This is a genomic window from Streptomyces sichuanensis, from assembly GCF_020328095.1.
GTDB classification, from domain to species: domain Bacteria; phylum Actinomycetota; class Actinomycetes; order Streptomycetales; family Streptomycetaceae; genus Streptomyces; species Streptomyces cinnamoneus.
This window is the reverse complement of record NZ_JAIXMK010000091.1, coordinates 19283-38383: the sequence shown is the minus strand read 5'-3', so window position 1 is coordinate 38383 and position 19101 is coordinate 19283. Positions and strand designations below refer to the sequence as shown.

Sequence of the window (19101 nt, the reverse complement as noted above, 5' to 3'; positions counted from 1 at the left end):
CGCCTTCGCCCTCGACATGATGATCGCCGGCATCGAGGCCATGCGGGACCGCTGACCGACGGGCCCGCCGAACGCTGAACGGACGGGAGGGGCCGGGGCGGGAGGGGGCGGGCCCCGGCAGGGGGCGTAAGGGTTGTTTGCGGCGACGGAGACGGGGGCTCGACGGCTGCAGGGGCCGTAAATAATCCAGCCCCCAGAGGGGCGCGCCCCCTCCCGCCCCGGCCCCGCTCACGAGCAAGGGCCCGGCCCCCGCAAGGCAAAGGCCCGGACCCCGCAAGGCAAAGGCCCAGACCCCCGCAAGGCAAAGGCAGAGGCAAAGGCAAAGGCCCCGGTGGCCGGTGCGCCGGCCGTCCCCTGCCGGAATTGCGCACCCCACCGGGGCCATGGTCCGGAACCGTCCATGCCGTTCAGGTCCCGGGCCTCCGGCCCGGGAGCGCCGCTCCGCTCGTAGCGCGCTCCCGGGCCGGGGTCTGTCAGCCGGCCTGCCGGGCCGGCTCCTCGTCCGCGGCGTCCGCGGCCGCCACGGCGGCGGCCGGAGCCGGGCCGCTGCTCTTCAGCGCGACCTCCTTGATGAAGAGCGTCACGATGAAGGCGATCAGCGCGCACGGCGCCGCGTAGAGGAAGACGTCACCGACGCCGTGCCCGTACGCGCTCTCCACGACCGTCCGGATCGGCGCCGGCATGGCGTCGAGGTCCGGGATGCCGCCCCCGCCCGTACCGCCGTGGCCCATGGCGGCCGCGGCCTTCGGGCCGAGGGCCGTGATGCCGTCCTTGACGTAGTCCGGCACCCGCGTGGCCAGGACCGCGCCGAGCGCGGAGACGCCGACCGCGCCGCCGAGGGAGCGGAAGAAGGTCACGACGGAGCTGGCGGCGCCGAGGTCCTTCGGCTCGACCTGGTTCTGGGCGGCGAGCACGAGGTTCTGCATCATCATGCCGATGCCGAGGCCGGTGAGGGCCATGTAGATCGCCAGGTGCCAGTAGGGCGTGTCGTAGCGCATCGTGCCGAGCAGGCCCAGCCCCGCGGTGAGCAGGACGCCACCGCTGAGCAGCCACGCCTTCCAGCGACCGGTCTTGGTGATGACCTGGCCGGACACGGTCGACGAGACGAACAGACCGCCGATCATCGGGATGGTCAGCACGCCGGACATCGTCGGCGACTCGTTGCGGGCGAGCTGGAAGTACTGCGAGAAGAAGACGGTGCCGGCGAACATGGCGACGCCGACGAAGAGGCTCGCGAGCGAGGACAGGGCGATGGTCTTGTTGCGGAACAGCCGCAGCGGAATGATCGGCTCGGCGGCCTTGGCCTCGGTGAGGACGAAGAGCGCGGCGAGCAGGATCGCACCGGGGACCATGACGCCGGACTGCCAGGAGATCCAGTCGTAGTCCTTGCCCTTGCCGGCCCGGGTGACCCAGATCAGCAGCAGGGTGACGGCGGCGGTGATGAAGAAGGCGCCCAGCCAGTCGACCTTGACCTTGCGCTTGGTGACGGGCAGCTTCAGCGTCTTCTGCAGGACGATCAGCGCGATGACGGCGAACGGCACGCCGACGTAGAAGCACCAGCGCCAGCCGAGCCAGTCGGTGTCGGTGATGACGCCGCCGAGCAGCGGGCCGCCGACGGTGGCGACGGCGAAGGTGGCGCCGAGGTAGCCGCTGTAACGGCCGCGCTCACGCGGGGAGATCATCGCGGCCATGATGATCTGGGCGAGGGCGGAGAGGCCGCCGACGCCGATGCCCTGCACCACGCGGCAGGCGATCAGCATGCCGGTGTTCTGGGAGAGGCCGGCCACGACGGAGCCGGCCACGTAGACCACGAGGGCCAGCTGGACCAGCAGCTTCTTGCTGAAGAGGTCGGAGAGCTTGCCCCACAGGGGGGTGGACGCGGTCATCGCCAGGAGCGAGGCCGTGACGACCCAGGTGTAGGAGGACTGGCTGCCGTGCAGATCGTGGATGATCTCCGGCAGGGCGTTGGAGACGATCGTCGAGGAGAGGATCGCCACGAACATGCCGAGGAGCAGGCCCGAGAGGGCCTCCATTATCTGGCGGTGCGTCATGGGGGCGGCGGCGCCTGCGGCGTCCTCCGAGGCGTCCCGCACACCTGCCGGTGTGGACTTGGCCATGGACTTCCTTTTCTCGCTGCGGTTTCAGGCGGGTGTACGGGTGGGGTGAACGGTCGTGCTGCCGGTGGTGTGACCGGCGGGGTGGTGCTGCGGTGCCAGCCGGGGCCGGCACTCGCCGAAGCTCTCGCGCAGCCGCGTCATCAGGCCGATGAGGTGGCCGACGTCGTCGTCGGACCAGTCGCGCAGGCACCTGGCCAGCGCGTCGGTGTACCGCACGGAGACCTCCTGCAGCAGTGCCTCTCCGCTGGGGGTGAGGCTCAGCTGCCGGGACCGCTTGTCGAGCGGGTCGGGCCGGCGGGTGATCCAGCCGCGGTCGGCGGCGTGGGCGACGTGCCGGCTGGTCACCGAGGCGTCGATGCCCAGGAGCTCGCCGAGCCGGCTCATCCGCATGTCGCCGTGCTGCTTGAGCAGGTTCAGGAGCATGGCGGTCGCGGGGGAGCAGTCCTGGGGCAGGGCCCGGCTCAGGCCGCGCTTGACGGTGCCGATGGCACTGAGCTGCCGGGCCAGCTCCTCGTACTGCTCCTGTGCGGCCATGACATGGCTCCTCGGCTGCCGACGGTTAGGTTGCTTGGGGCAACCATAGGGAAGTTTGGTTGCTGAAGGCAAACGAAAACCCGGCAAACCGGGTAAAGGAAGGCTCAAGGCTTCTCCGGGCGGCCGTAAAGCAGTGGCCCTGTGCCCGCCCCACGACCCCGTTTCGCTAGGGTCCGGGGCATGGCCAACCCCCATCAGAACCCCGAGGGCTCCTACGACCCCGCGGGCAACACCCAGATGTTCCGTGCCTTCGTCGACGAGGGCGTCGCGCCGGCCCCGGGCGGCCGGCAGGCCGCCGCCGCGCGGCGCAGCAGCGGGTCCGGCTCGCGGGCCGGCCTGATCGTCGGCGTGATTGTGGCGATCGCGGTGGTGGCGGGCGCGGTCTGGCTGGCCCTGGGCTGAGTCAGTCCGCCGGCGGACGGGCCGGGTCCACGGTCACGTCGCGCGTCTCGATGCGCATGCCGAAGGGCACGCGCCAGGCGTCGACGCACACCGTCCAGGACCCGTCGGCCGACCGACCCGGGCCGATCGGGGCCGGGAGCGGGTGGACGGACGTGACCGTCGCCCAGTCCGTGCCGAAGAAGCCGATGATGTGCGTGCCGAGGCTGACGGTGCCGCCGGTGACGGGGGTGCCGCCGGTGTTGGTGAAGGTGAGGGTGACCTGCTCGCACCACCGGTCCTGACCGGGTTCGCGGCGCGGGCCGCTCACGGTGAGCCCGGCGGGGGCCGACGGGGACGGCGAGGTGGACGGAGCCGGCGGTACGGGGCCCGGGGTGCCCGGGCCGGCCGGTGCCGGGGTCGCCGACGGTGCCGTGGGTGCAGTCCGGGGCGGCCGCGCACGGTTGCCGCCACCGCTGTCGCGGCTGCCGCTGCCGCTGCGTGAAGGGCCGGCGGTGGGGTGCGGGTGCGGTGTGCCTGCCGCCGATGACGGCGGGGCCGGGTGCGAAGTCCCGGCCGGTCGCCCGCCCGGACGTCCGGGCGAGTGCGATGGCCGAGAAGACCCCCCTGAGGAACCTGCTGAAGCACCCCCTGAGGCATCCCCTGGGGACGGCGCGTCCAGCGGTACGAGCTCCACGCCACCCGTCGGCGGCACGAGGCCGCCCGCCGGCCGGGAGGCGCCGGGTCCGGCGGCCCCCGTGGCGACGTATCCGTCGCGGCCGCCGGTGCCGCATCCCGTGACGAGGGTGGTCAGGGTGGTCAGGCAGAGCGCAGAGACGAGCGTCTTCCGTCGCATCGCCCCAGTGTGTCTGACGGACCGTCAGCTGTACACCGCCCCGGTCGGGGCCGGGCGCTCAGTCCGCGATGAGGCCCTCGCGGAGCTGGGCCAGGGTCCGGGTCAGCAGGCGGGAGACGTGCATCTGCGAGATGCCGACCTCCTCGCCGATCTGGGACTGCGTCATGTTGGCGAAGAACCGCAGCATGATGATCTGCCGTTCGCGCGGTGGCAGCTTGGCCAGGAGCGGCTTGAGGGACTCGCGGTACTCGACGCCCTCCAGGGCGGTGTCCTCGTAGCCGAGGCGGTCGGCCAGGGAGCCCTCGCCGCCGTCGTCCTCGGGGGAGGGCGAGTCCAGCGAGCTGGCCGTGTAGGCGTTGCCGACGGCGAGGCCGTCGACGACGTCCTCCTCGGAGACACCGAGGCAGAGCGCCAACTCCGGGACGGTCGGCGAACGATCGAGCTTCTGTGCGAGCTCGTCGCTGGCCTTGGTGAGGGCCAGCCGCAGCTCCTGCAGGCGGCGCGGCACGCGGACGGACCAGCTGGTGTCGCGGAAGAAGCGTTTGATCTCACCGACGACGGTCGGCATCGCGAACGTCGGGAATTCGACACCCCGTTCGCAGTCGAACCGGTCGATCGCCTTGATCAGCCCGATCGTGCCGACCTGGACGATGTCCTCCATCGGTTCGTTGCGGCTGCGGAAACGGGCCGCGGCGTAACGCACCAGGGGGAGATTGAGCTCGATGAGGGTGTCGCGGACGTACGTACGCTCGGCACTGTCCCGCTCAAGCGTGGCGAGCCGCAGGAAGAGGGAGCGGGAGAGGGTGCGGGTGTCGATGGCTTCGCAGTCGTCGAGCACGGCGTGCGGTGCGTCGTTGGCGAGCACCTTCGCGCTGCCCAGGTCTACGGACATGCCACCCCCTTGAGGTCGCGGACGGGTCACAGCGGCCGCCCCGGCCGTGAGGACGGCCGGCGGTGTTCAGCCTCCACCTGAATACCGGAGGCTGCGCTGTGGCAAACGCAGTTCCTGCAGAATGTCACATGTCGGCAACACGCTGTAGCGTCAAGTCGACTTATCTTCCCCATGACATCGGGGCGGGGGTCGCCCGTGAGGGTTAGGCGTCGATTCGATTTGCGGAGCGCAGCCGGGCGAAGCTCCGTGAGAGTAGCCGGGACACATGCATCTGCGACACCCCCAGCTCCGCGCTGATCTGCGACTGCGTCAGATTGCTGTAGTAGCGCAGTAGAAGGATGCGCTGTTCGCGCTCCGGCAGCTGTACGAGCAGGTGGCGCACGAGGTCGCGGTGCTCGACGCCGGCCAGGGCGGGGTCCTCGTAGCCGAGCCGGTCCAGCAGTCCGGGCAGCCCGTCGCCCTCCTGCGCGGCCTCCAGGGACGTGGCGTGGTACGAGCGGCCGGCCTCGATGCAGGCGAGCACCTCGTCCTCGGGGATCTTCAGCCGGTCGGCGATCTCGGCGGTGGTCGGGGACCGTCCGTGCAGCACGGTCAGGTCCTCGGTGGCGCCGTTGACCTGCACCCACAGCTCGTGGAGGCGGCGCGGGACGTGCACGGTGCGGACGTTGTCGCGGAAGTAGCGCTTGATCTCGCCGACGACGGTCGGCATGGCGAAGGTGGGGAACTGCACGCCGCGGTCGGGGTCGAAGCGGTCGATGGCGTTGATGAGTCCGATGGTGCCGACCTGGACCACGTCCTCCATCGGCTCGTTGCGACTGCGAAAGCGCGCTGCGGCGTACCGCACGAGGGGGAGGTTGGCTTCGATCAGGGCGGCGCGCACGCGGGCGTGCTCGGGCGTACCGGGTTCCAGGGAGGCGAACTCCTTGAAGAGCACCTGGGTCAGGGCCCGGGCGTCGGCGCCGCGGCTCTCGCGGCCGCGCGGCCCCTGCAGGGTGCCGACCGCGTCGTGGTCGGCGGGTCCGGGCTCCGTGAGGTCGTCGGTGCGGTCCGGTTCGTCGGCGGGCTTGTCGCGCCGGAGGGGGGCTTCGGGCGCTGTACGGGCCGGCACGGTCACCACCCCTTTGTGGTCATTTTCGATCAACTCATCCGGCAAAAGCGGTCATAGCATCACAAGACATGTCCGAGATGTGCAAGCACCGCATAGCGCCGTGTTGGCGACAAAAAACTCCCCCCACCGAGTCGGTGGAGGGAGGTGGAACGGGCCGCTGCGCGCGTGCGGACCGGCCGTCGCGGCGGGGTCAGAACGGGTAGTCGGCGATGACCCAGGTGGCGAATTCGCGCCACTGGCCGACGCCCGCCTGGTGGGCGGGGTGGTCCAGGTACCGCTGCAGCGCGTCGGTGTCGTCGACGGAGCAGTTGATGGCGTAGTCGTAGGCGATCGGACGGTCCGAGACGTTCCAGGCGCACTCCCAGGAGCGCAGCTCGGGGATGGCCTTCTCCAGCTCCTCGAACGCCCGCACACCGGCGACGACGCGGGGGTCGTCGCGCTCGACGCCCTCGTTGAGCTTGAACAGGACGAGGTGACGGATCACTGGCTGCCTTCTTCGCTCGTGGCTTCTCCCGTGCCCGGCGTGCCCGCCGTGCCGGTCAGCTGATCAGCTGGGTCATGAACTCGCCGATGTTCTTGGCGGCGTCCGAGATCCCCTCGAACCCTATCTGGACGAGCTCGGCCGACCGGGCGGGGGAGTGGATGATCGTGTAGGCCACGAAGATGCCGAGTGCCCAGAGCACGACCTTCTTCGTCTGCACCATCGCGCACTCCCTCCCCAGCTGTCCCGTGTGCGGTCGCGAGAGTCTAACCGTGCATCCGTACGAACGGACGGATGTGCGGGCCGGGGCGCGCGGGGCCCGGGGTGTGGAGGTACTCACACCCTTCACGGCATCTTTAAGGACTTAAGGCCCTGCAAGGCGGGCCCTTCGCCCGCCTTCCGCCGTCCGGGCGGGGCGGAGGATGGAGGCGTGCCCGCGGATCTGGCAGGAATCCCGCGGGCCAGGGATACGGACCTCACTGCGGGGTCCGGCCGTGAGCATCCCCCGACCGCGGCCGGACATTGAGCCGTGTCCTCGCCGGGGGAGACGGCTTGTCCCCCCGACGCCGTTTCCCCCGCCCTGCAACTGCCGGAAGCCCCGGCTCCGGACCCGCGCACAGGTCCGGAGCCGGGGCTTTCGCGCACGGTGCCCCCGGCCGCGGCCACCGCCGCACATGGGTGGGCGTCCGAGGTGACATCGGACCGTTGCCGGGGCACCAGAAAGGCACACGGTGTGCCCGATGTGGGAGGGCGGTGAGGTTCGCCATGGGCGTGCACGAGCTCGCCTTCACCATGCGGGAGCGTGTGGCGGGGGGAGTGGTCCTCGTGGAGCTGCTGGGAGAGCTCGACATCCTGGCCGAGCAGGTACTGGGACCGCGACTGGAGGCGCTGGTGGGACGGTGCCGGGGGGATCTCGTCCTCGACCTGCGCGGCGTGACGTTCCTGGACGCCAGCGGCGTGCGGCTGTTGCTGCGGGCGCGCGGGCGGGCGCTGCGCTGCGGGGCGAGGCTGTCCGTGGTGCGGGGCGGGGCGATGGTCTCGAAGGTGATCCGGATCGCCGGTGTGGAACCGGCGTTCGTCTGGCTGGAGGAGTTCCCGTCGCCGGCCCTGGGCAGCGTTCCCGCCTGACGGGCGGTCGGGTGCCCTGCGGCGTCGCGGCCTGACGCGGGGTCGGGGCCGGTGCGACGTGCCGGCCTGACGCGCGGTCGGGTCGGTCCGGGCTGCGTTCGCGCCGCGGTGACGGCCGCTCAGGCGTCGGGAAGCCGGTGGTGGGGGAATTCCTCGTCCAGCACCCGCTCCACAGCCGTCGCCTCCGCCGCGCCGCGCCGCCTCAGCACCTCGTACGCCTCCCGCAAGGCGCCCAGCGCCAGCCGTGGTTCGCCGAGGGCCAGCTGGGCGCGGCCGCGCGCGGCCAGGGCGGCGCCACGGCAGTACGCGTCCCCGAGCCCGGCCTCGATGGCCAGGGCGCGCTCGGCGGCGGTGACGGCCTCGCGGTGCTGCCGTCGTTCCAGCCGGCACTCGGCCAGACGCGTCCAGAGCAGCGCCTCCCGCCGCGGTTCGTCCCCGACGACGGCCAGGGCCTCCCGCAGCCGGTCGCCGGCGGCCGCCGACCGGTCGGCGCGCAACAGGACGTGGCCGGCCTCGTACAGCACGAGGGTCAGGGTCGGGCCGTGGCCCAGTTCGCGAGCGCGTTCGATCGCCCCGTTGATGGCGGTCAGGGCCTCGTCCGTGCGGCGCACGGCGATGTACGCGCGGGCCGCGTGCGCCTGCGCTTCGAGCGCGCTGCTCGTCGCGCCCTCGGCCCGGAAGTCCTCCTCGGCCCGTACGAGCAGGGGCAGGGCCTCCTCGGGCCGGCCCAGGGCCAGCAGGACGACGCCCAGGTCGTGGGAGGCCGCGGTGCGCGCGAAGGCGTCGTCGGCCGCCTCGGCCAGGCGCAGGCTCGCCCGCAGGTCGCGTTCGGCGCGCTCGTAGGTGTCGGGGCCGAAGGCGGGGGCGGCGAGCAGGCGCAGGATGCGGGCGGCGCTCGCGTCGTCGGCGTGCTGCCGGGCCCGTTCGAGCGCCTCGCGGGCGGGCGCCCGGAGGTCCTGGCGGCGTGCGGTGCCGTGGGTGAGGCGGGACCAGACGGTCAGCAGGTCCACGGCGGGGACGAGGGACTGGGGGACGTCCAGGGCGAGCACCTGCCGGACGGTGTCGAGCAGGTGCGGATGGGCGTCCCGCAGCCAGGCGCGGGCGGCGGCCGTGTCGGCCAGGGGGAGGCCGGTGGTGGCGAGGGTGTGGCGGAGGTGGCGGGGGGCGAGGCCGTCGGGGCGGGTGCGGCGCAGGGCGGTGACGGCGGTGGCGAGGTGGTGGTCGAGCAGGCGCAGCAGGGCCGCGTCCCGGACGGGCGGGCTGTCGGTGCGTTCGCTCTGCTGCCGGGCGCACCGCTTCAGCAGGTCGTGGCAGCGGTACCGGCCGCGGCCGAGGGGCTGCAGCAGCCCGGCGGCGGCGAGTTCGGCGGTCAGCGCCCCGGCTGCGGCCTCGTCGGGGGCGTCGAGGACGGCGGCGGCCTCCCGGGCGTCGAAGTCGGTGGCGTCGGGCAGGGCCAGCAGGCGGACGGCGCGGGCGGCGTCGGGGCCGAGGGCGTCGTAGGCGACGCGGAAGGCGGATTCGGCGGCCGTGGCGCCGGGGTCGCCGGGGTGGAGCGCGTCGAGGCGGTGCCGTTCGTCGTGGAGCCGGGCGGCGAGGTCGGCGGGTGTCCAGGAGGAGTCGTTCAGGCGGGCCCCGGCGATCCGCAGGGGGAGTGGCAGCCGCCCGCAGGAGGCCGCGACGTCCCGGGCCGACGTGGTGGCCGTCCCCTCGCCCGCCGGGCCGGCGGCCGCCGCCAGCAGTGCGAGGGCCTCCTTCTCCTCCATCGCTTCCACGCGCACCTGCCGGGCGCCCGGCAGGCCGATCGTCTCCGTGCGGCCGGTGACGAGCACGGCGCTGCCGGGGGCGGTGGGGAGGAGCGGCAGCACCTGTCCGGCGTCCCGGGCGTCGTCGAGGAGGAGCAGCATGCGGCGGTCGGCGACCAGGGAGCGGTAGAGGGCGGCCCGCCGGTCCGTCCCGTCCGGCAGGGCGCTGTCGGCGACGCCGAGTTCGCCCAGCAGCCGGGCCAGGGCCGCGTCGCCCGTCAGGGGTGCGGGGCCGGAGCCGCGCAGGTCGAGGTGGAACCGGCCGCCGGGGTAGGCGGCCCGTACGGCGCGGGCGACGTGGACGGCCAGCGCGCTCTTGCCGGCGCCGCCGGGGCCGCTCAGCACCGTGGCGGCCACGCCCCGCCCGCCGTCGGCGGTGAGGGCGGCGCGCACCTCGGTGGTGAGCGCTTCGCGCCCGGTGAAGCCCGGGGGGTCCGGCGGCAGCCGGTCGGTGACGGCCGGGGCCGGGGCGCTCGCGGCGGCGGGCGTGTCGTGCGGGGGGCGCAGGGCGGCGTCACCGGCCAGGACCCGTTCGTGCATCCGGGTGAGCTCGGGGCCGGGCCCGCCGGCGAGCAGGCGGCGTGCGTCGGCGAACACCGCCAGTGCCTCGGCCTGCCGGCCGGCGCGGTGCAGGGCCAGCATGAGCAGGGCCCTGGACCGTTCGCGCAGCGGGTGTTCGGCGACCAGGGCCCGCAGGCCGGCCATCGCGTCGGCGTCCCGGCCGAGGGCGAGCGCGCAGCCGAACAGCTCCTCCCGCGCGATGGAGCCCAGCTCGGTGAGGCGCTCGCGCTCGTGCTCGGCGTAAGGGCCGGGCAGGGTGGCCAGCGGAGTGCCGCTCCACAGGGCGAGCCCGGCGCTCAGCCGTTCGTGCGCCCCGGCGAGGTCGCCGGCGTCCCGGGCGGCCAGACCGGCCGTCAGCTTCTCCTCGAACACCGCGGCGTCGAGGGCCGTGGCCGGCAGCCGGGAGGCGTGGCCGTCGTCGGTGGTGACCAGGAGCCGGGCGGGAGTGCCGGGCTCGTGCCCGGGTTCGAGTTCGGCGCGCAGGGCGTCGAGGTACGCCTGCACGGTGTCCGCCGCGCTGCGCGGCGGGGCGTCGCCCCAGAGGCCGTCGACGAGTTCGGCCGTGGTGACGGGCCGTCCGCCGCGCAGCAGCAGGATCGCCAGCGTCGCCCGTTGCTGCGGTGGGCCGAGCGCCAGCGGCCTGCCGCCCCGCTCGGCCCGCACGGGGCCGAGCACATGGAAGCGAAGGAGCTCGTCGCCGTGCGTACTGTCCATGTCAGCCCATTCCGGTCATTTCAGAGCTGATATGAACAATACCGTCGAACGGCCGGGCCGCACCGGGAACACGGCGGTGCGGCCCGGGCCCGGACGGCCGTGCGTCAGGGCCGTTCCTGCAGGCGCAGCAGGGACGCCACGAGCTGGTCCACCTCCTGCGCCGTGTTGTAGAGCGCGAGCGAGGCGCGCGCCGCGCTCTCCACGCCGTAGTGGCGCAGCGAGGGCTGGGCGCAGTGGTGCCCGGCGCGCACGGCGATGCCGTCCCGGTCGAGCCAGTGGGCGATCTCCGCCGGGTCGTGACCCGCCAGGGTGAAGGTGAGCACCGCGATCCGTTCGGGTGCCGATCCGAGGACGCGCAGCCCCGGGACCGCGGCCATGGCCTGTTCGGCGTAGGCCAGCAGCCCCTCCTCGTACGCGGCGACGGCCGCGCGGTCGAAGCCGGTCAGCCAGTCGATCGCGGCCAGCAGGCCGGCGACCCCGGAGATGTGCCCGGTGCCGGCCTCGAAGCGGTGCGGCACGGGCGCGTACGTACTGCCCGTGAAGTCCACCTGGTCGATCATGTTGCCGCCGCCCTGCCACGGCGGCATGCCGGCCAGCACCTCGGGCTTGCCGTAGAGCGCGCCGATGCCGGTGGGGGCGAACAGCTTGTGCCCGGAGAACACGTAGAAGTCCGCGTCCAGCTCCTGGACGTCCACGGGGAAGTGCGCCACCGCCTGCGCCCCGTCGACCAGCACCTTCGCGCCGTACCGGTGGGCGAGCGCCGTCATCTCCCGCACCGGCGGGACGGTGCCCAGCACGTTCGACGCCTGGCTGACGGCGACGAGTCGGGTGCGGAAGGACAGCAGGTGGGCGAACGCCTCCTGGTCGATGCTCCCGTCCGCCAGCAGCGGGACGGGGACGAGCCGGGCGCGCTTCTCCTTGGCGAGCATCTGCCAGGGCACGATGTTCGAGTGGTGCTCCAGCACCGGGACCAGGATCTCGTCCCCCGGGCCGACGTTGGCGCGTCCCCAGGTCTGGGCCACGAGGTTGATGGCCTCGGTCGTGCCGCGGGTGAAGACGATGCTGTCGGGGGAGGCGGCGCCGAGCAGCCGGGCGACGGCCGCGCGGCCCCCTTCGTAGGTCTCGGTGGCCTCGCGGGCCATCGTGTGCGCACCGCGGTGGATGTTGGAGTTGGCGGCGCCGTAGTAGGCGCCGAGCGCCTCGATGACCTGGCGCGGCTTCTGGGTCGTGGCACCGTTGTCGAGCCAGACGAGCGGGTGGCCGTTGACCGTGCGGTGCAGGACGGGGATGTCGCGGCGGGCGGTCTCGGGGTCGAAGCCGCTGCCGCCGCGCGGCGGCGTCGTCCCGGGCCGGCCCGGCTGCTCCGGCACGTACGGCGCGGAGTCGTGCGCCCGGACGTCAGGAATAGTCATGGTAGTTGGACACCTCGACGTTCTGGAGGACGGCCACGGCGTCCTCCACGAGCACGGCGGCGTTGAAGTAGGCCGTCAGCAGGTACGAGGTGATGGCCTTCTGGTCCGTGCCCATGTTCCGCATGGACAGGCCCGGCTCCACCTCGTCCGGGACGCCCGCCGGGCGCAGCCCGATGACGCCCTGCTCGGCCTCGCCCACCCGCATCAGCAGGATCTCGGTGAGCCCGCCGCCCGCCCCGGTGCACCGCACCTTGTCGGAGGGCAGGATCGGCACCCCGCGCCACGTGATCAGGGGGCTGCCGAACCGGGTGTCCACCACCGGTGGCACGCCCCGCCGTGTGCACTCGCGCCCGAACGCGGCGATGGCCCGGGGATGCGCGACGAAGAAGCCGGGCTGCTTCCAGACCCGGGAGAGCATCTCGTCGAGGTCGTCCGGGGTCGGCGCGCCCGTGCGCGCCTGGACGCGCTGGCCGGGGGCGACGTTGTGGAACAGCCCGAACTCCGGGTGGTTGAGCATCAGGGCCTCCTGGCGCTCGCGCAGCGCCTGGATGGTGAGGGCCGCCTGCACCCGGGTCTGGTCCATCGGCGCGTTGTAGAGGTCGGAGACGCGCGTGTGCACGCGCAGCACGGTCTGCGCCAGGCTCATGTGGTACTCGCGCGGCGTGTCCTCGTACTCGACGTACGTCCCGGGCAGGTCCGGTTCGCCGACGTGCCCGCCGGCCAGCTCCACCGGCACCTCGGCGCCCGGGACCGGCCCGTCGCCGGCGGTGTACGCGTCGAGCACGGCGCGCAGGCCCTCGTCGCGGCAGGCCAGGGCGCTCAGCGCCTCCCGCGGGGCGGTCAGGGCGATGCCGGAGGTGAGCGCCTTGACCCGGAACGGCAGGGGCTGACATCGGGCCCAGGAGTCCGCACAGAAGAACTGCCCGTCCCCGATCACGTCCAGGAGCGCGTCCTCCCCGTACCGCCCGGTCACCCGCTTCTCGGCGCGCCCGACGACGATCACCCAGAGCCTGTCGCAGGCACCGCCCTCGTCGGCGATGACCTGCCCGGCCTCGAACGGCACCTCGGTGAAGGCCCCCGCGAGCTCGGCGAGCAGCGCCTCGTCGGCCTTGCGCAGGAACGGCAGTTCGCGCAGGTCCTCCGGCACGACGCGGTGGGTGCCGCCCTCGCCGTAGCAGCTGATCCGGTCGTCGCCGAGGACGAACGTCCGGCGCCGGTTGACCCGGTAGACGCCGGACTCGACGTCCACCCACGGCAGTGCGCGCAGCAGGTACCGCGGCGTGATGCCGCGCATCTGCGGGGTGGTCTTGGTCGTGGTGGCCAACTGCCGTGCGGCATCGGGACCGAGACTGAGCCGGTCGTTCATGGGGTCCTCCTCAAAAGGCCCTGCACGGAGGGCCCGTGCGGGGGAACGAGGACCGATCGTCCGTTCGGTCGGAGACGGCGACAAGGTGACCGTCCGGGCCGTGCGTCCAGAAATGATCTACGGGGCGCCCGGCGGATTCCGTACGGGAATCAAGCAACGTGCCGCAGATGTCCCTGACATGTATGCCTGGGCCGCGACCCCGACGGGCCCGGCGCCGCCGCCCGGGCGGCACCTGCTTGGTCCGGACCATGACTCGACCGGATTCGATCCCTGCGGCGCCCCGGGAAGCACGGAACCGCCCTTGATCCGGAGATCAAGGGCGGTTCCTGTGAAGCGGTAGCGGTGGGATTTGAACCCACGGTGGAGTTGCCCCCACACACGCTTTCGAGGCGTGCTCCTTAGGCCGCTCGGACACGCTACCGAGAGAGAGCTTAGCGGACGGTGGGCCGTGGTCCGAAATCGGTTCCGGCCTGCAGCGGTGTGACGCTGCTCATGCGGTGCGGAAGAAGCGGGTGAGGAGCCCGGCGCACTCCTCGGCCAGGACGCCCTGGACGACCTCGGGGCGGTGGTTGAGCCGGCGGTCGCGGATGACGTCCCAGAGCGAGCCGGCCGCGCCGGCCTTCTCGTCGACGGCGCCGTAGACGACCCGCTCCAGGCGGGAGAGGACGATCGCGCCCGCGCACATCGTGCACGGCTCCAGCGTGACGACCAGCGTGCAGCCCGTCAGGCGCCACTCACCGACGGCCCGCGCCGCCTCGCGGATGGCGAGGACCTCCGCGTGGCCGGTGGGGTCGCCGGTGGCCTCGCGCTCGTTGCGGCCGCGGCCTATGACGGAGCCGTCCGGCGCCAGCACGACGGCCCCCACGGGCACGTCGCCGGTGCCGGGGGCCCGTACGGCCTCCTCCAGGGCGGCCCGCATGGCGGGGCGCCAGGGGTCCCGTACGGGGTCGTGCTCCCCCGGGGCCCCGGCGGCGTGGGCGGTGGCCCCATGGGCGTGGACGGCTTCGTTCATGGCACCAGTGTGGGCGAACCCGGCCCGGAGGCCGTCAGCGGACGGCCTCCAGGACGTCCGTGCAGCCGAGGACGTCGGCGATGGTGTTGAGCGCGTCCCCGTCGAGGGCCTTCAGCTCCTTCTCGCCCATCCCGAGGTCGGCGAGGAGCGCGTCGTCCCCCAGCGGCCCGTGCGGGACCGGTCCGTCGGCGTCGTCCGCGGCGTCCTCGGCACTCTCGGGCTCGCCGTCCTCGGTGCCGTCGAGGTCGAGGCTCTCCAGCTCGCCGTCGTCCTCGTCGCGGCCGGTCAGCTCGTCGACGAGCATCGCCCCGTAGGAGCTGCGGCTCGCGGCCGCGGCGTCCGAGACGTAGACGCGGGGGTCGTCCTCGCCGTCCACCCGGACGATGGCGAACCAGCTGTCCTCCTGCTCGATGAGGGCCAGGACCGTGTCGTCGTCCACCGAGTGCTCACGGGCGAGGTCGGCGAGATCGGTCAGGGTTTCCACGTTGTCGAGTTCTGTGTCGCTCGCTTCCCACCCGTCTTCGGTGCGCGCGAGCAATGCGGCGAAGTACACCGTGACTCTCCCACTGGTCATAGGCGGTGCCGGGTCGGGCGGGGACCACCCCGCCCACTCGGAATCGTGGCAGAAAGCTGGGCGTTGCGAGAGGTCTTCCGCGCTGCGTCGTGCAGCAGTCCGAAGAGATGTCGCTCACGCGGGGTGCGGACGGGCTTCCCGCCGGGCGTGGCGCGGGGTCGCCGCTCACCAACGGAACGTCCGCATCCGCATCTGCTGGCGCATTCGGGCCGCCCGGGCCCGGCGGGGCTGCACGCGCTCCCGCAGCTCCTTGGCCTCGTTCAGCTCACGGAGGAACTGTGCCCGCCTGCGCCGGCGCTCGTCGGCGCCCTCCGGCTCCGCTTCCGCCCGGGCGGGCTCGCGCGCCTGCTGGGGCCGCTCGGAGCGGCGCGGCTCCTGCCGTCTGCCGGGCTCCGCCCGTCTGCGGCGTTCGTCGGATTCCGTGGTTTTCCAGGTGTCCGCGCTCTCGCGGGGCGTCCGGGCAGCCGTTCCGGGCGCCCGCCTGTCAGGGCCGGCCATGGGCAGCACCACCTCGTGCCGAGGTCCTCGCCCGGCGACAGACCGGGCGTACGTGCCCACTTTCCCCCTACGTGGTGGTTTGATGCCAGGGCGGCGACAGACTCCGTGTGAAGCCTTGGGGGAGACCGGGCGGGAGCTCGGGGCGTGAAGCTCGGTTAATGTCGATGTCATGCGGATCCACGTCGTCGACCACCCGCTGGTGGCGCACAAACTCACCACGCTGCGCGACAAGCGCACCGATTCCCCCACCTTCCGGCGCCTGTGCGACGAGCTGGTCACCCTGCTCGCCTACGAGGCGACGCGCGATGTGCGCACGGAGCAGGTGGACATCGAGTCCCCGGTCACGGCGACCACCGGCGTCAAGCTGTCCCACCCCCGCCCCCTGGTGGTGCCGATCCTGCGGGCCGGCCTCGGCATGCTCGACGGCATGGTCCGGCTGCTGCCCACGGCCGAGGTCGGCTTCCTGGGCATGATCCGCAACGAGGAGACCCTCAAGGCGGAGACGTACGCGACGCGCATGCCCGACGACCTCTCGGGCCGCCAGGTGTACGTCCTGGACCCGATGCTCGCCACGGGCGGCACGCTCGTCGCCGCGATCAACGAGCTCATCGCGCGCGGCGCGGACGACGTCACCGCGATCTGCCTGCTGGCGGCGCCCGAGGGCGTCGAGGTCATGCAGCGCGAGCTGGAGGGCGCGCCGGTGACGGTCGTGACCGCCTCCGTGGACGAGCGGCTCAACGAGCACGGCTACATCGTCCCGGGCCTCGGCGACGCGGGCGACCGCATGTACGGCACCGCCGGCTGACCGACCCCTTGCCTCCTCAGGCCCGTACGCCGCTGCGTGCGGGCCTGACGGCGTTCACCGGGGTCCGGCGGACCCCGGTGAACGTGCGGCCCCTTGAGGCCGCACCACCGGCTCCGCCCGCATTTCCGGCCGCTCCGCCTGACCGCGCCGCGGTCAGCACGCCGTGGCGGACGCGGACGGCGAGGGCTGCTGCCGGGGCGGGTCGGTGAGCGCGGCCAGTGCCTTGTCGGCCTGCTCCTTCGGCGTCAGCGTCGAGTACGCCGTGCCGAGGACGAGGTCGATGTCCTGACCCTCCCGGTCGTCGGTCTTGGCCTCGGTGCCGGCCAGCTGGGTGCCCAGCACCTTCATGGCCCCGTCGAGGGCCGCGCGCGGGCCCAGCAGGACGCCCGTGCCCTCGACCTTCTTGTCGAGGTCCTCCTCGGCGTTGCCCACCCTGCCGATGCGGAAGCCGCGGCGTTCCAGCTCGTCCGCCGTGATCTTGGCGAGTCCGCCGCGCGGGGTGGCGTTGTAGACGTTGACGGTGATGTCGCCGGGCTTGGGCACGGGCGCGGAGCGCCGGACGTCGCGCGCGTCGCCGGCGCCCTTGCAGTTGCCGGCCTTCTTCTGCGCGGCCGCGGACCGGTGCTCGCCCGTGCCGCCGGTGAACACCTCGACGAGCTGGGCCGTCCCCCACCCGGCCAGCCCGAACACAGCGGTCGTGGCGACGACGCCGAGCACGATCCTGCGGCGGTTCGGAGGGCGACGCATGTGCGGGAACCGGTTGCCCGTGATGCGGTACTTACCACCCATGCCGGGAGGGGTGAGCATGCTCATGGGCGCAGCGTAGTGCTGGGGGGAGCCGCTGCCTACTAGATGATCAATGGGTTGCGCAGACCCCTACCCAAAAGGGTCAACAGGGGTCAGTCCAGTTCGAGGACGCGGGCGTGCAGCACCTGGCGCTGCTGGAGCGCGGCGCGCACCGCGCGGTGCAGGCCGTCCTCCAGGTACAGGTCGCCGCGCCACTTCACGACGTGGGCGAAGAGGTCGCCGTAGAACGTCGAGTCCTCCGCGAGCAGCGTCTCCAGATCGAGCTGCTGCTTCGTCGTCACCAACTGGTCCAGGCGTACCGGGCGAGGGGCAACGTCCGCCCACTGGCGGGTGCTTTCCCTGCCGTGGTCGGGGTACGGCCGCCCGTTTCCGATGCGCTTGAAGATCACACGGAAAGCCTACCGGGCCCGTGGCTCCGAGCGCAGCCATGGCGCGGTGGTGCGAAGGTGACAATCAGCCGCATACCGGGAGTGAACCATGGGACCCACGCGCGCCAATCCGTCTCCCGCGGACCCGGGATCCTCCCTGCCCGCCCCCGCCGCGGAGATCGCCGAGGGCTACGCATTCGGCGGCCCCGCCCTCGACCTCGGGGCCCTGATCTGGGACGGGACCGCCCACCCCGGCGCCCCCGTACGGATCCCGCTCGCGGTGCTCAACCGGCACGGGCTGGTAGCGGGCGCGACCGGCACCGGAAAGACCAAAACCCTCCAGCTCATCGCCGAACAGCTGTCCGCCCAGGGCGTCCCCGTCTTCCTGGCCGACGTCAAGGGCGACATCTCCGGCATCAGTGCCCCCGGCGCACCCGGCGAGGGCGTGCGGACGCGGGCCGCCGAGGTGGGCCAGGAGTGGGCCCCCGCCGCCTTCCCCACCGAGTTCTACGCCCTGGGCGGGATCGGCACAGGCATCCCGCTGCGCGCCACGGTCACCGACTTCGGGCCCGTCCTGCTGGCGAAGGTGCTCGGCCTGAACCGGACCCAGGAGCAGTCCCTGGGGCTGATCTTCCACTACGCCGACGGCAAGGGCCTGGAGCTCGTCGACCTCAAGGACCTGCGGGCCGTCGTGGCCTTCCTCGCCTCCGAGGAGGGCCGCCCCGAGCTCCAGGGCATCGGCGGCCTCTCCGCCCAGACCGCGGGCGTCATCCTCCGCTCGATCACCGCCTTCGAGCAGGAGGGCGCGGGTCCGTTCTTCGGCGAGCCCGAGTTCGACACCCGTGAGCTGCTGCGCACCGCCCCCGACGGCCGCGGCACGGTGTCCGTCCTGGAGCTGCCCGCCGTGCAGGACAAGCCGCAGCTGTTCTCCACCTTCCTGATGTGGCTGCTCGCCGATCTCTTCCACGGCCTGCCCGAGGTCGGCGACCTCGACCGGCCCAAGCTGGTCTTCTTCTTCGACGAGGCGCACCTGCTCTTCGGCGACGCCTCCAAGGCGTTCCTGGAGGCGGTCACCCGGACGGTCCGCCTGATCCGTTCCAAGGGCGTGGGCGTCTTCTTCGTCACCCAGAGCCCGCGCGACGTGCCGCCGGACGTCCTCGGCCAGCTCGGCAACCGCGTGCAGCACGCGCTGCGCGCCTTCACCCCGGACGACGCCAAGGCGCTCAAGGCCACGGTGAAGACCTTTCCCGTCTCGCCCTACGACCTCGACGAGGTGCTGACGGGCCTGGGCACGGGCGAGGCCGTGGTGACGGTCCTGAGCGAGCGGGGGGCGCCGACGCCCGTCGCGGCCACGCGGCTGCGGGCGCCGGCCTCGCTCATGGGCCCGGTCGACGGGGAGGCGCTGGCGGCGGCGGTCCGGGCGTCCGGGCTCCACGAACGTTACGCACAGGCTGTGGACAGGGAATCGGCGTACGAGAAGCTGACCCGTGAGAGGGGGACCGAAGAGGCCCCCGCGCCCGCCACGCCGCCCGAACGGCCCGCGGCCGGCCGGGAGAAGCCCGAGCCCTCACTCGTCGAGCAGGTCGTGGGCAGCGGCCTGTTCAGGTCCCTGGCCCGCTCGGTCGGCACCCAGGTCGGCCGCGAGATCACCCGCTCGCTCTTCGGCACGACGCGCCGCCGCCGCTGAG

Annotated in this window: 18 protein-coding genes, 1 tRNA gene and 1 pseudogene; 4 read left to right on the top strand and 16 right to left on the bottom strand. The window is 73.1% G+C overall.

Going from position 1 to position 19101, the window contains the following annotated elements:
* Positions 1 to 488: 488 nt before the first annotated feature.
* Both LE181_RS23805 and LE181_RS23800 read right to left on the bottom strand, forming a co-directional pair.
* A pseudogene (locus LE181_RS23805) lies at positions 489 to 2051 on the bottom strand (MDR family MFS transporter); the annotation flags it as partial.
* Between the two features lie 90 nt (positions 2052 to 2141).
* The gene (locus tag LE181_RS23800) at positions 2142 to 2651 is read right to left on the bottom strand and encodes a MarR family winged helix-turn-helix transcriptional regulator (protein WP_225663523.1); all 510 of its coding nucleotides are present in this window, start codon (positions 2649 to 2651) and stop codon (positions 2142 to 2144) included.
* Positions 2652 to 2831: 180 nt separating this feature from the next.
* Here LE181_RS23800 and LE181_RS23795 point away from each other — a divergent pair, with 180 nt between their 5' ends.
* Positions 2832 to 3053 carry a hypothetical protein gene (locus LE181_RS23795; RefSeq protein ID WP_225663522.1) on the top strand — a complete coding sequence of 74 codons (222 nt, stop codon included), beginning with the start codon at positions 2832 to 2834 and terminating at the stop codon, positions 3051 to 3053.
* A 1-nt stretch (position 3054) separates the two neighbouring features.
* Here LE181_RS23795 and LE181_RS23790 read toward each other — a convergent pair whose 3' ends face one another.
* From LE181_RS23790 to LE181_RS23770, 5 genes are all read right to left on the bottom strand, one after another.
* A complete protein-coding gene (locus LE181_RS23790; protein ID WP_225663521.1) occupies positions 3055 to 3360 on the bottom strand; it encodes a hypothetical protein in 306 nt (101 codons plus the stop codon).
* A gap of 583 nt (positions 3361 to 3943) precedes the next feature.
* Positions 3944 to 4777, bottom strand: coding sequence for an RNA polymerase sigma factor SigF (locus LE181_RS23785; protein WP_071964858.1), 834 nt, complete (start codon positions 4775 to 4777; stop codon positions 3944 to 3946).
* 202 nt (positions 4778 to 4979) lie between these two features.
* Entirely contained in the window at positions 4980 to 5768 is a 789-nt protein-coding gene (locus tag LE181_RS23780; RefSeq protein WP_225663529.1) for an RNA polymerase sigma factor SigF, read from the bottom strand.
* 307 nt (positions 5769 to 6075) lie between these two features.
* Entirely contained in the window at positions 6076 to 6369 is a 294-nt protein-coding gene (locus tag LE181_RS23775) for a Dabb family protein (RefSeq protein WP_190108056.1), read from the bottom strand.
* A gap of 55 nt (positions 6370 to 6424) precedes the next feature.
* Entirely contained in the window at positions 6425 to 6589 is a 165-nt protein-coding gene (locus LE181_RS23770) for a hypothetical protein (RefSeq protein ID WP_190108055.1), read from the bottom strand.
* 530 nt (positions 6590 to 7119) lie between these two features.
* Between LE181_RS23770 and LE181_RS23765 the strand changes: the two genes are divergently transcribed.
* Complete coding sequence (locus LE181_RS23765; protein ID WP_225663520.1) at positions 7120 to 7494, top strand: STAS domain-containing protein; 375 nt, start codon at positions 7120 to 7122, stop codon at positions 7492 to 7494.
* Positions 7495 to 7613: 119 nt separating this feature from the next.
* Here LE181_RS23765 and LE181_RS23760 read toward each other — a convergent pair whose 3' ends face one another.
* The 7 genes from LE181_RS23760 to LE181_RS23730 form a co-directional block, all read right to left on the bottom strand.
* Positions 7614 to 10571: an AfsR/SARP family transcriptional regulator gene (locus LE181_RS23760; RefSeq protein WP_225663519.1), complete on the bottom strand. Its 2958-nt coding sequence runs from the start codon at positions 10569 to 10571 to the stop codon at positions 7614 to 7616.
* 104 nt (positions 10572 to 10675) lie between these two features.
* Positions 10676 to 11983 (bottom strand): cysteine desulfurase, encoded by a 1308-nt coding sequence (locus tag LE181_RS23755; protein WP_225663518.1) that lies wholly within the window; start codon positions 11981 to 11983, stop codon positions 10676 to 10678.
* Positions 11970 to 13349, bottom strand: coding sequence for a family 2B encapsulin nanocompartment shell protein (locus tag LE181_RS23750; RefSeq protein WP_225663517.1), 1380 nt, complete (start codon positions 13347 to 13349; stop codon positions 11970 to 11972). The genes LE181_RS23755 and LE181_RS23750 overlap by 14 nt, the downstream gene beginning before the upstream one ends.
* Before the next feature lie 334 nt (positions 13350 to 13683).
* Positions 13684 to 13770, bottom strand: a tRNA-Ser gene (locus LE181_RS23745).
* Between the two features lie 69 nt (positions 13771 to 13839).
* Positions 13840 to 14361, bottom strand: a complete 522-nt coding sequence (tadA, locus tag LE181_RS23740) for a tRNA adenosine(34) deaminase TadA (RefSeq protein WP_308103289.1) — start codon at positions 14359 to 14361, stop codon at positions 13840 to 13842.
* Between the two features lie 34 nt (positions 14362 to 14395).
* Complete coding sequence (locus tag LE181_RS23735) at positions 14396 to 14914, bottom strand: tRNA adenosine deaminase-associated protein (RefSeq protein WP_225663527.1); 519 nt, start codon at positions 14912 to 14914, stop codon at positions 14396 to 14398.
* Positions 14915 to 15100: 186 nt separating this feature from the next.
* Positions 15101 to 15433 (bottom strand): hypothetical protein, encoded by a 333-nt coding sequence (locus LE181_RS23730; RefSeq protein ID WP_225663516.1) that lies wholly within the window; start codon positions 15431 to 15433, stop codon positions 15101 to 15103.
* A 169-nt stretch (positions 15434 to 15602) separates the two neighbouring features.
* On the opposite strand from LE181_RS23730, the gene upp reads away from it, so the two are divergent.
* Positions 15603 to 16238, top strand: a complete 636-nt coding sequence (upp, locus tag LE181_RS23725; RefSeq protein ID WP_190108049.1) for a uracil phosphoribosyltransferase — start codon at positions 15603 to 15605, stop codon at positions 16236 to 16238.
* Positions 16239 to 16391: 153 nt separating this feature from the next.
* Here the strand turns inward: upp and LE181_RS23720 are convergent, their stop codons facing one another.
* Together LE181_RS23720 and LE181_RS23715 are read right to left on the bottom strand one after the other, a co-directional pair.
* Positions 16392 to 17051: a LytR C-terminal domain-containing protein gene (locus LE181_RS23720; protein ID WP_225663515.1), complete on the bottom strand. Its 660-nt coding sequence runs from the start codon at positions 17049 to 17051 to the stop codon at positions 16392 to 16394.
* 86 nt (positions 17052 to 17137) lie between these two features.
* Positions 17138 to 17434 (bottom strand): type II toxin-antitoxin system VapB family antitoxin, encoded by a 297-nt coding sequence (locus LE181_RS23715; protein WP_004929488.1) that lies wholly within the window; start codon positions 17432 to 17434, stop codon positions 17138 to 17140.
* Between the two features lie 88 nt (positions 17435 to 17522).
* On the opposite strand from LE181_RS23715, the gene LE181_RS23710 reads away from it, so the two are divergent.
* Entirely contained in the window at positions 17523 to 19100 is a 1578-nt protein-coding gene (locus tag LE181_RS23710; RefSeq protein ID WP_225663514.1) for a helicase HerA-like domain-containing protein, read from the top strand.
* The last annotated feature ends 1 nt before the right edge of the window (position 19101 follow it).

Bases quoted from the DNA above. Each gene is read 5' to 3' on its own strand.
- LE181_RS23770 (WP_190108055.1), bottom strand. From the start codon at position 6,589: ATGGTGCAGACGAAGAAGGTCGTGCTCTGGGCACTCGGCATCTTCGTG.
- LE181_RS23795 (WP_225663522.1), top strand. From the start codon at position 2,832: ATGGCCAACCCCCATCAGAACCCCGAGGGCTCCTACGACCCCGCGGGC.
- LE181_RS23710 (WP_225663514.1), top strand. From the start codon at position 17,523: ATGGGACCCACGCGCGCCAATCCGTCTCCCGCGGACCCGGGATCCTCC.
- LE181_RS23750 (WP_225663517.1), bottom strand. From the start codon at position 13,349: ATGAACGACCGGCTCAGTCTCGGTCCCGATGCCGCACGGCAGTTGGCC.
- upp (WP_190108049.1), top strand. From the start codon at position 15,603: ATGCGGATCCACGTCGTCGACCACCCGCTGGTGGCGCACAAACTCACC.
- tadA (WP_308103289.1), bottom strand. From the start codon at position 14,361: ATGAACGAAGCCGTCCACGCCCATGGGGCCACCGCCCACGCCGCCGGG.
- LE181_RS23755 (WP_225663518.1), bottom strand. From the start codon at position 11,983: ATGACTATTCCTGACGTCCGGGCGCACGACTCCGCGCCGTACGTGCCG.
- LE181_RS23730 (WP_225663516.1), bottom strand. From the start codon at position 15,433: ATGGCCGGCCCTGACAGGCGGGCGCCCGGAACGGCTGCCCGGACGCCC.
- LE181_RS23720 (WP_225663515.1), bottom strand. From the start codon at position 17,051: ATGAGCATGCTCACCCCTCCCGGCATGGGTGGTAAGTACCGCATCACG.
- LE181_RS23785 (WP_071964858.1), bottom strand. From the start codon at position 4,777: ATGTCCGTAGACCTGGGCAGCGCGAAGGTGCTCGCCAACGACGCACCG.
- LE181_RS23760 (WP_225663519.1), bottom strand. From the start codon at position 10,571: ATGGACAGTACGCACGGCGACGAGCTCCTTCGCTTCCATGTGCTCGGC.
- LE181_RS23800 (WP_225663523.1), bottom strand. From the start codon at position 2,651: ATGGCCGCACAGGAGCAGTACGAGGAGCTGGCCCGGCAGCTCAGTGCC.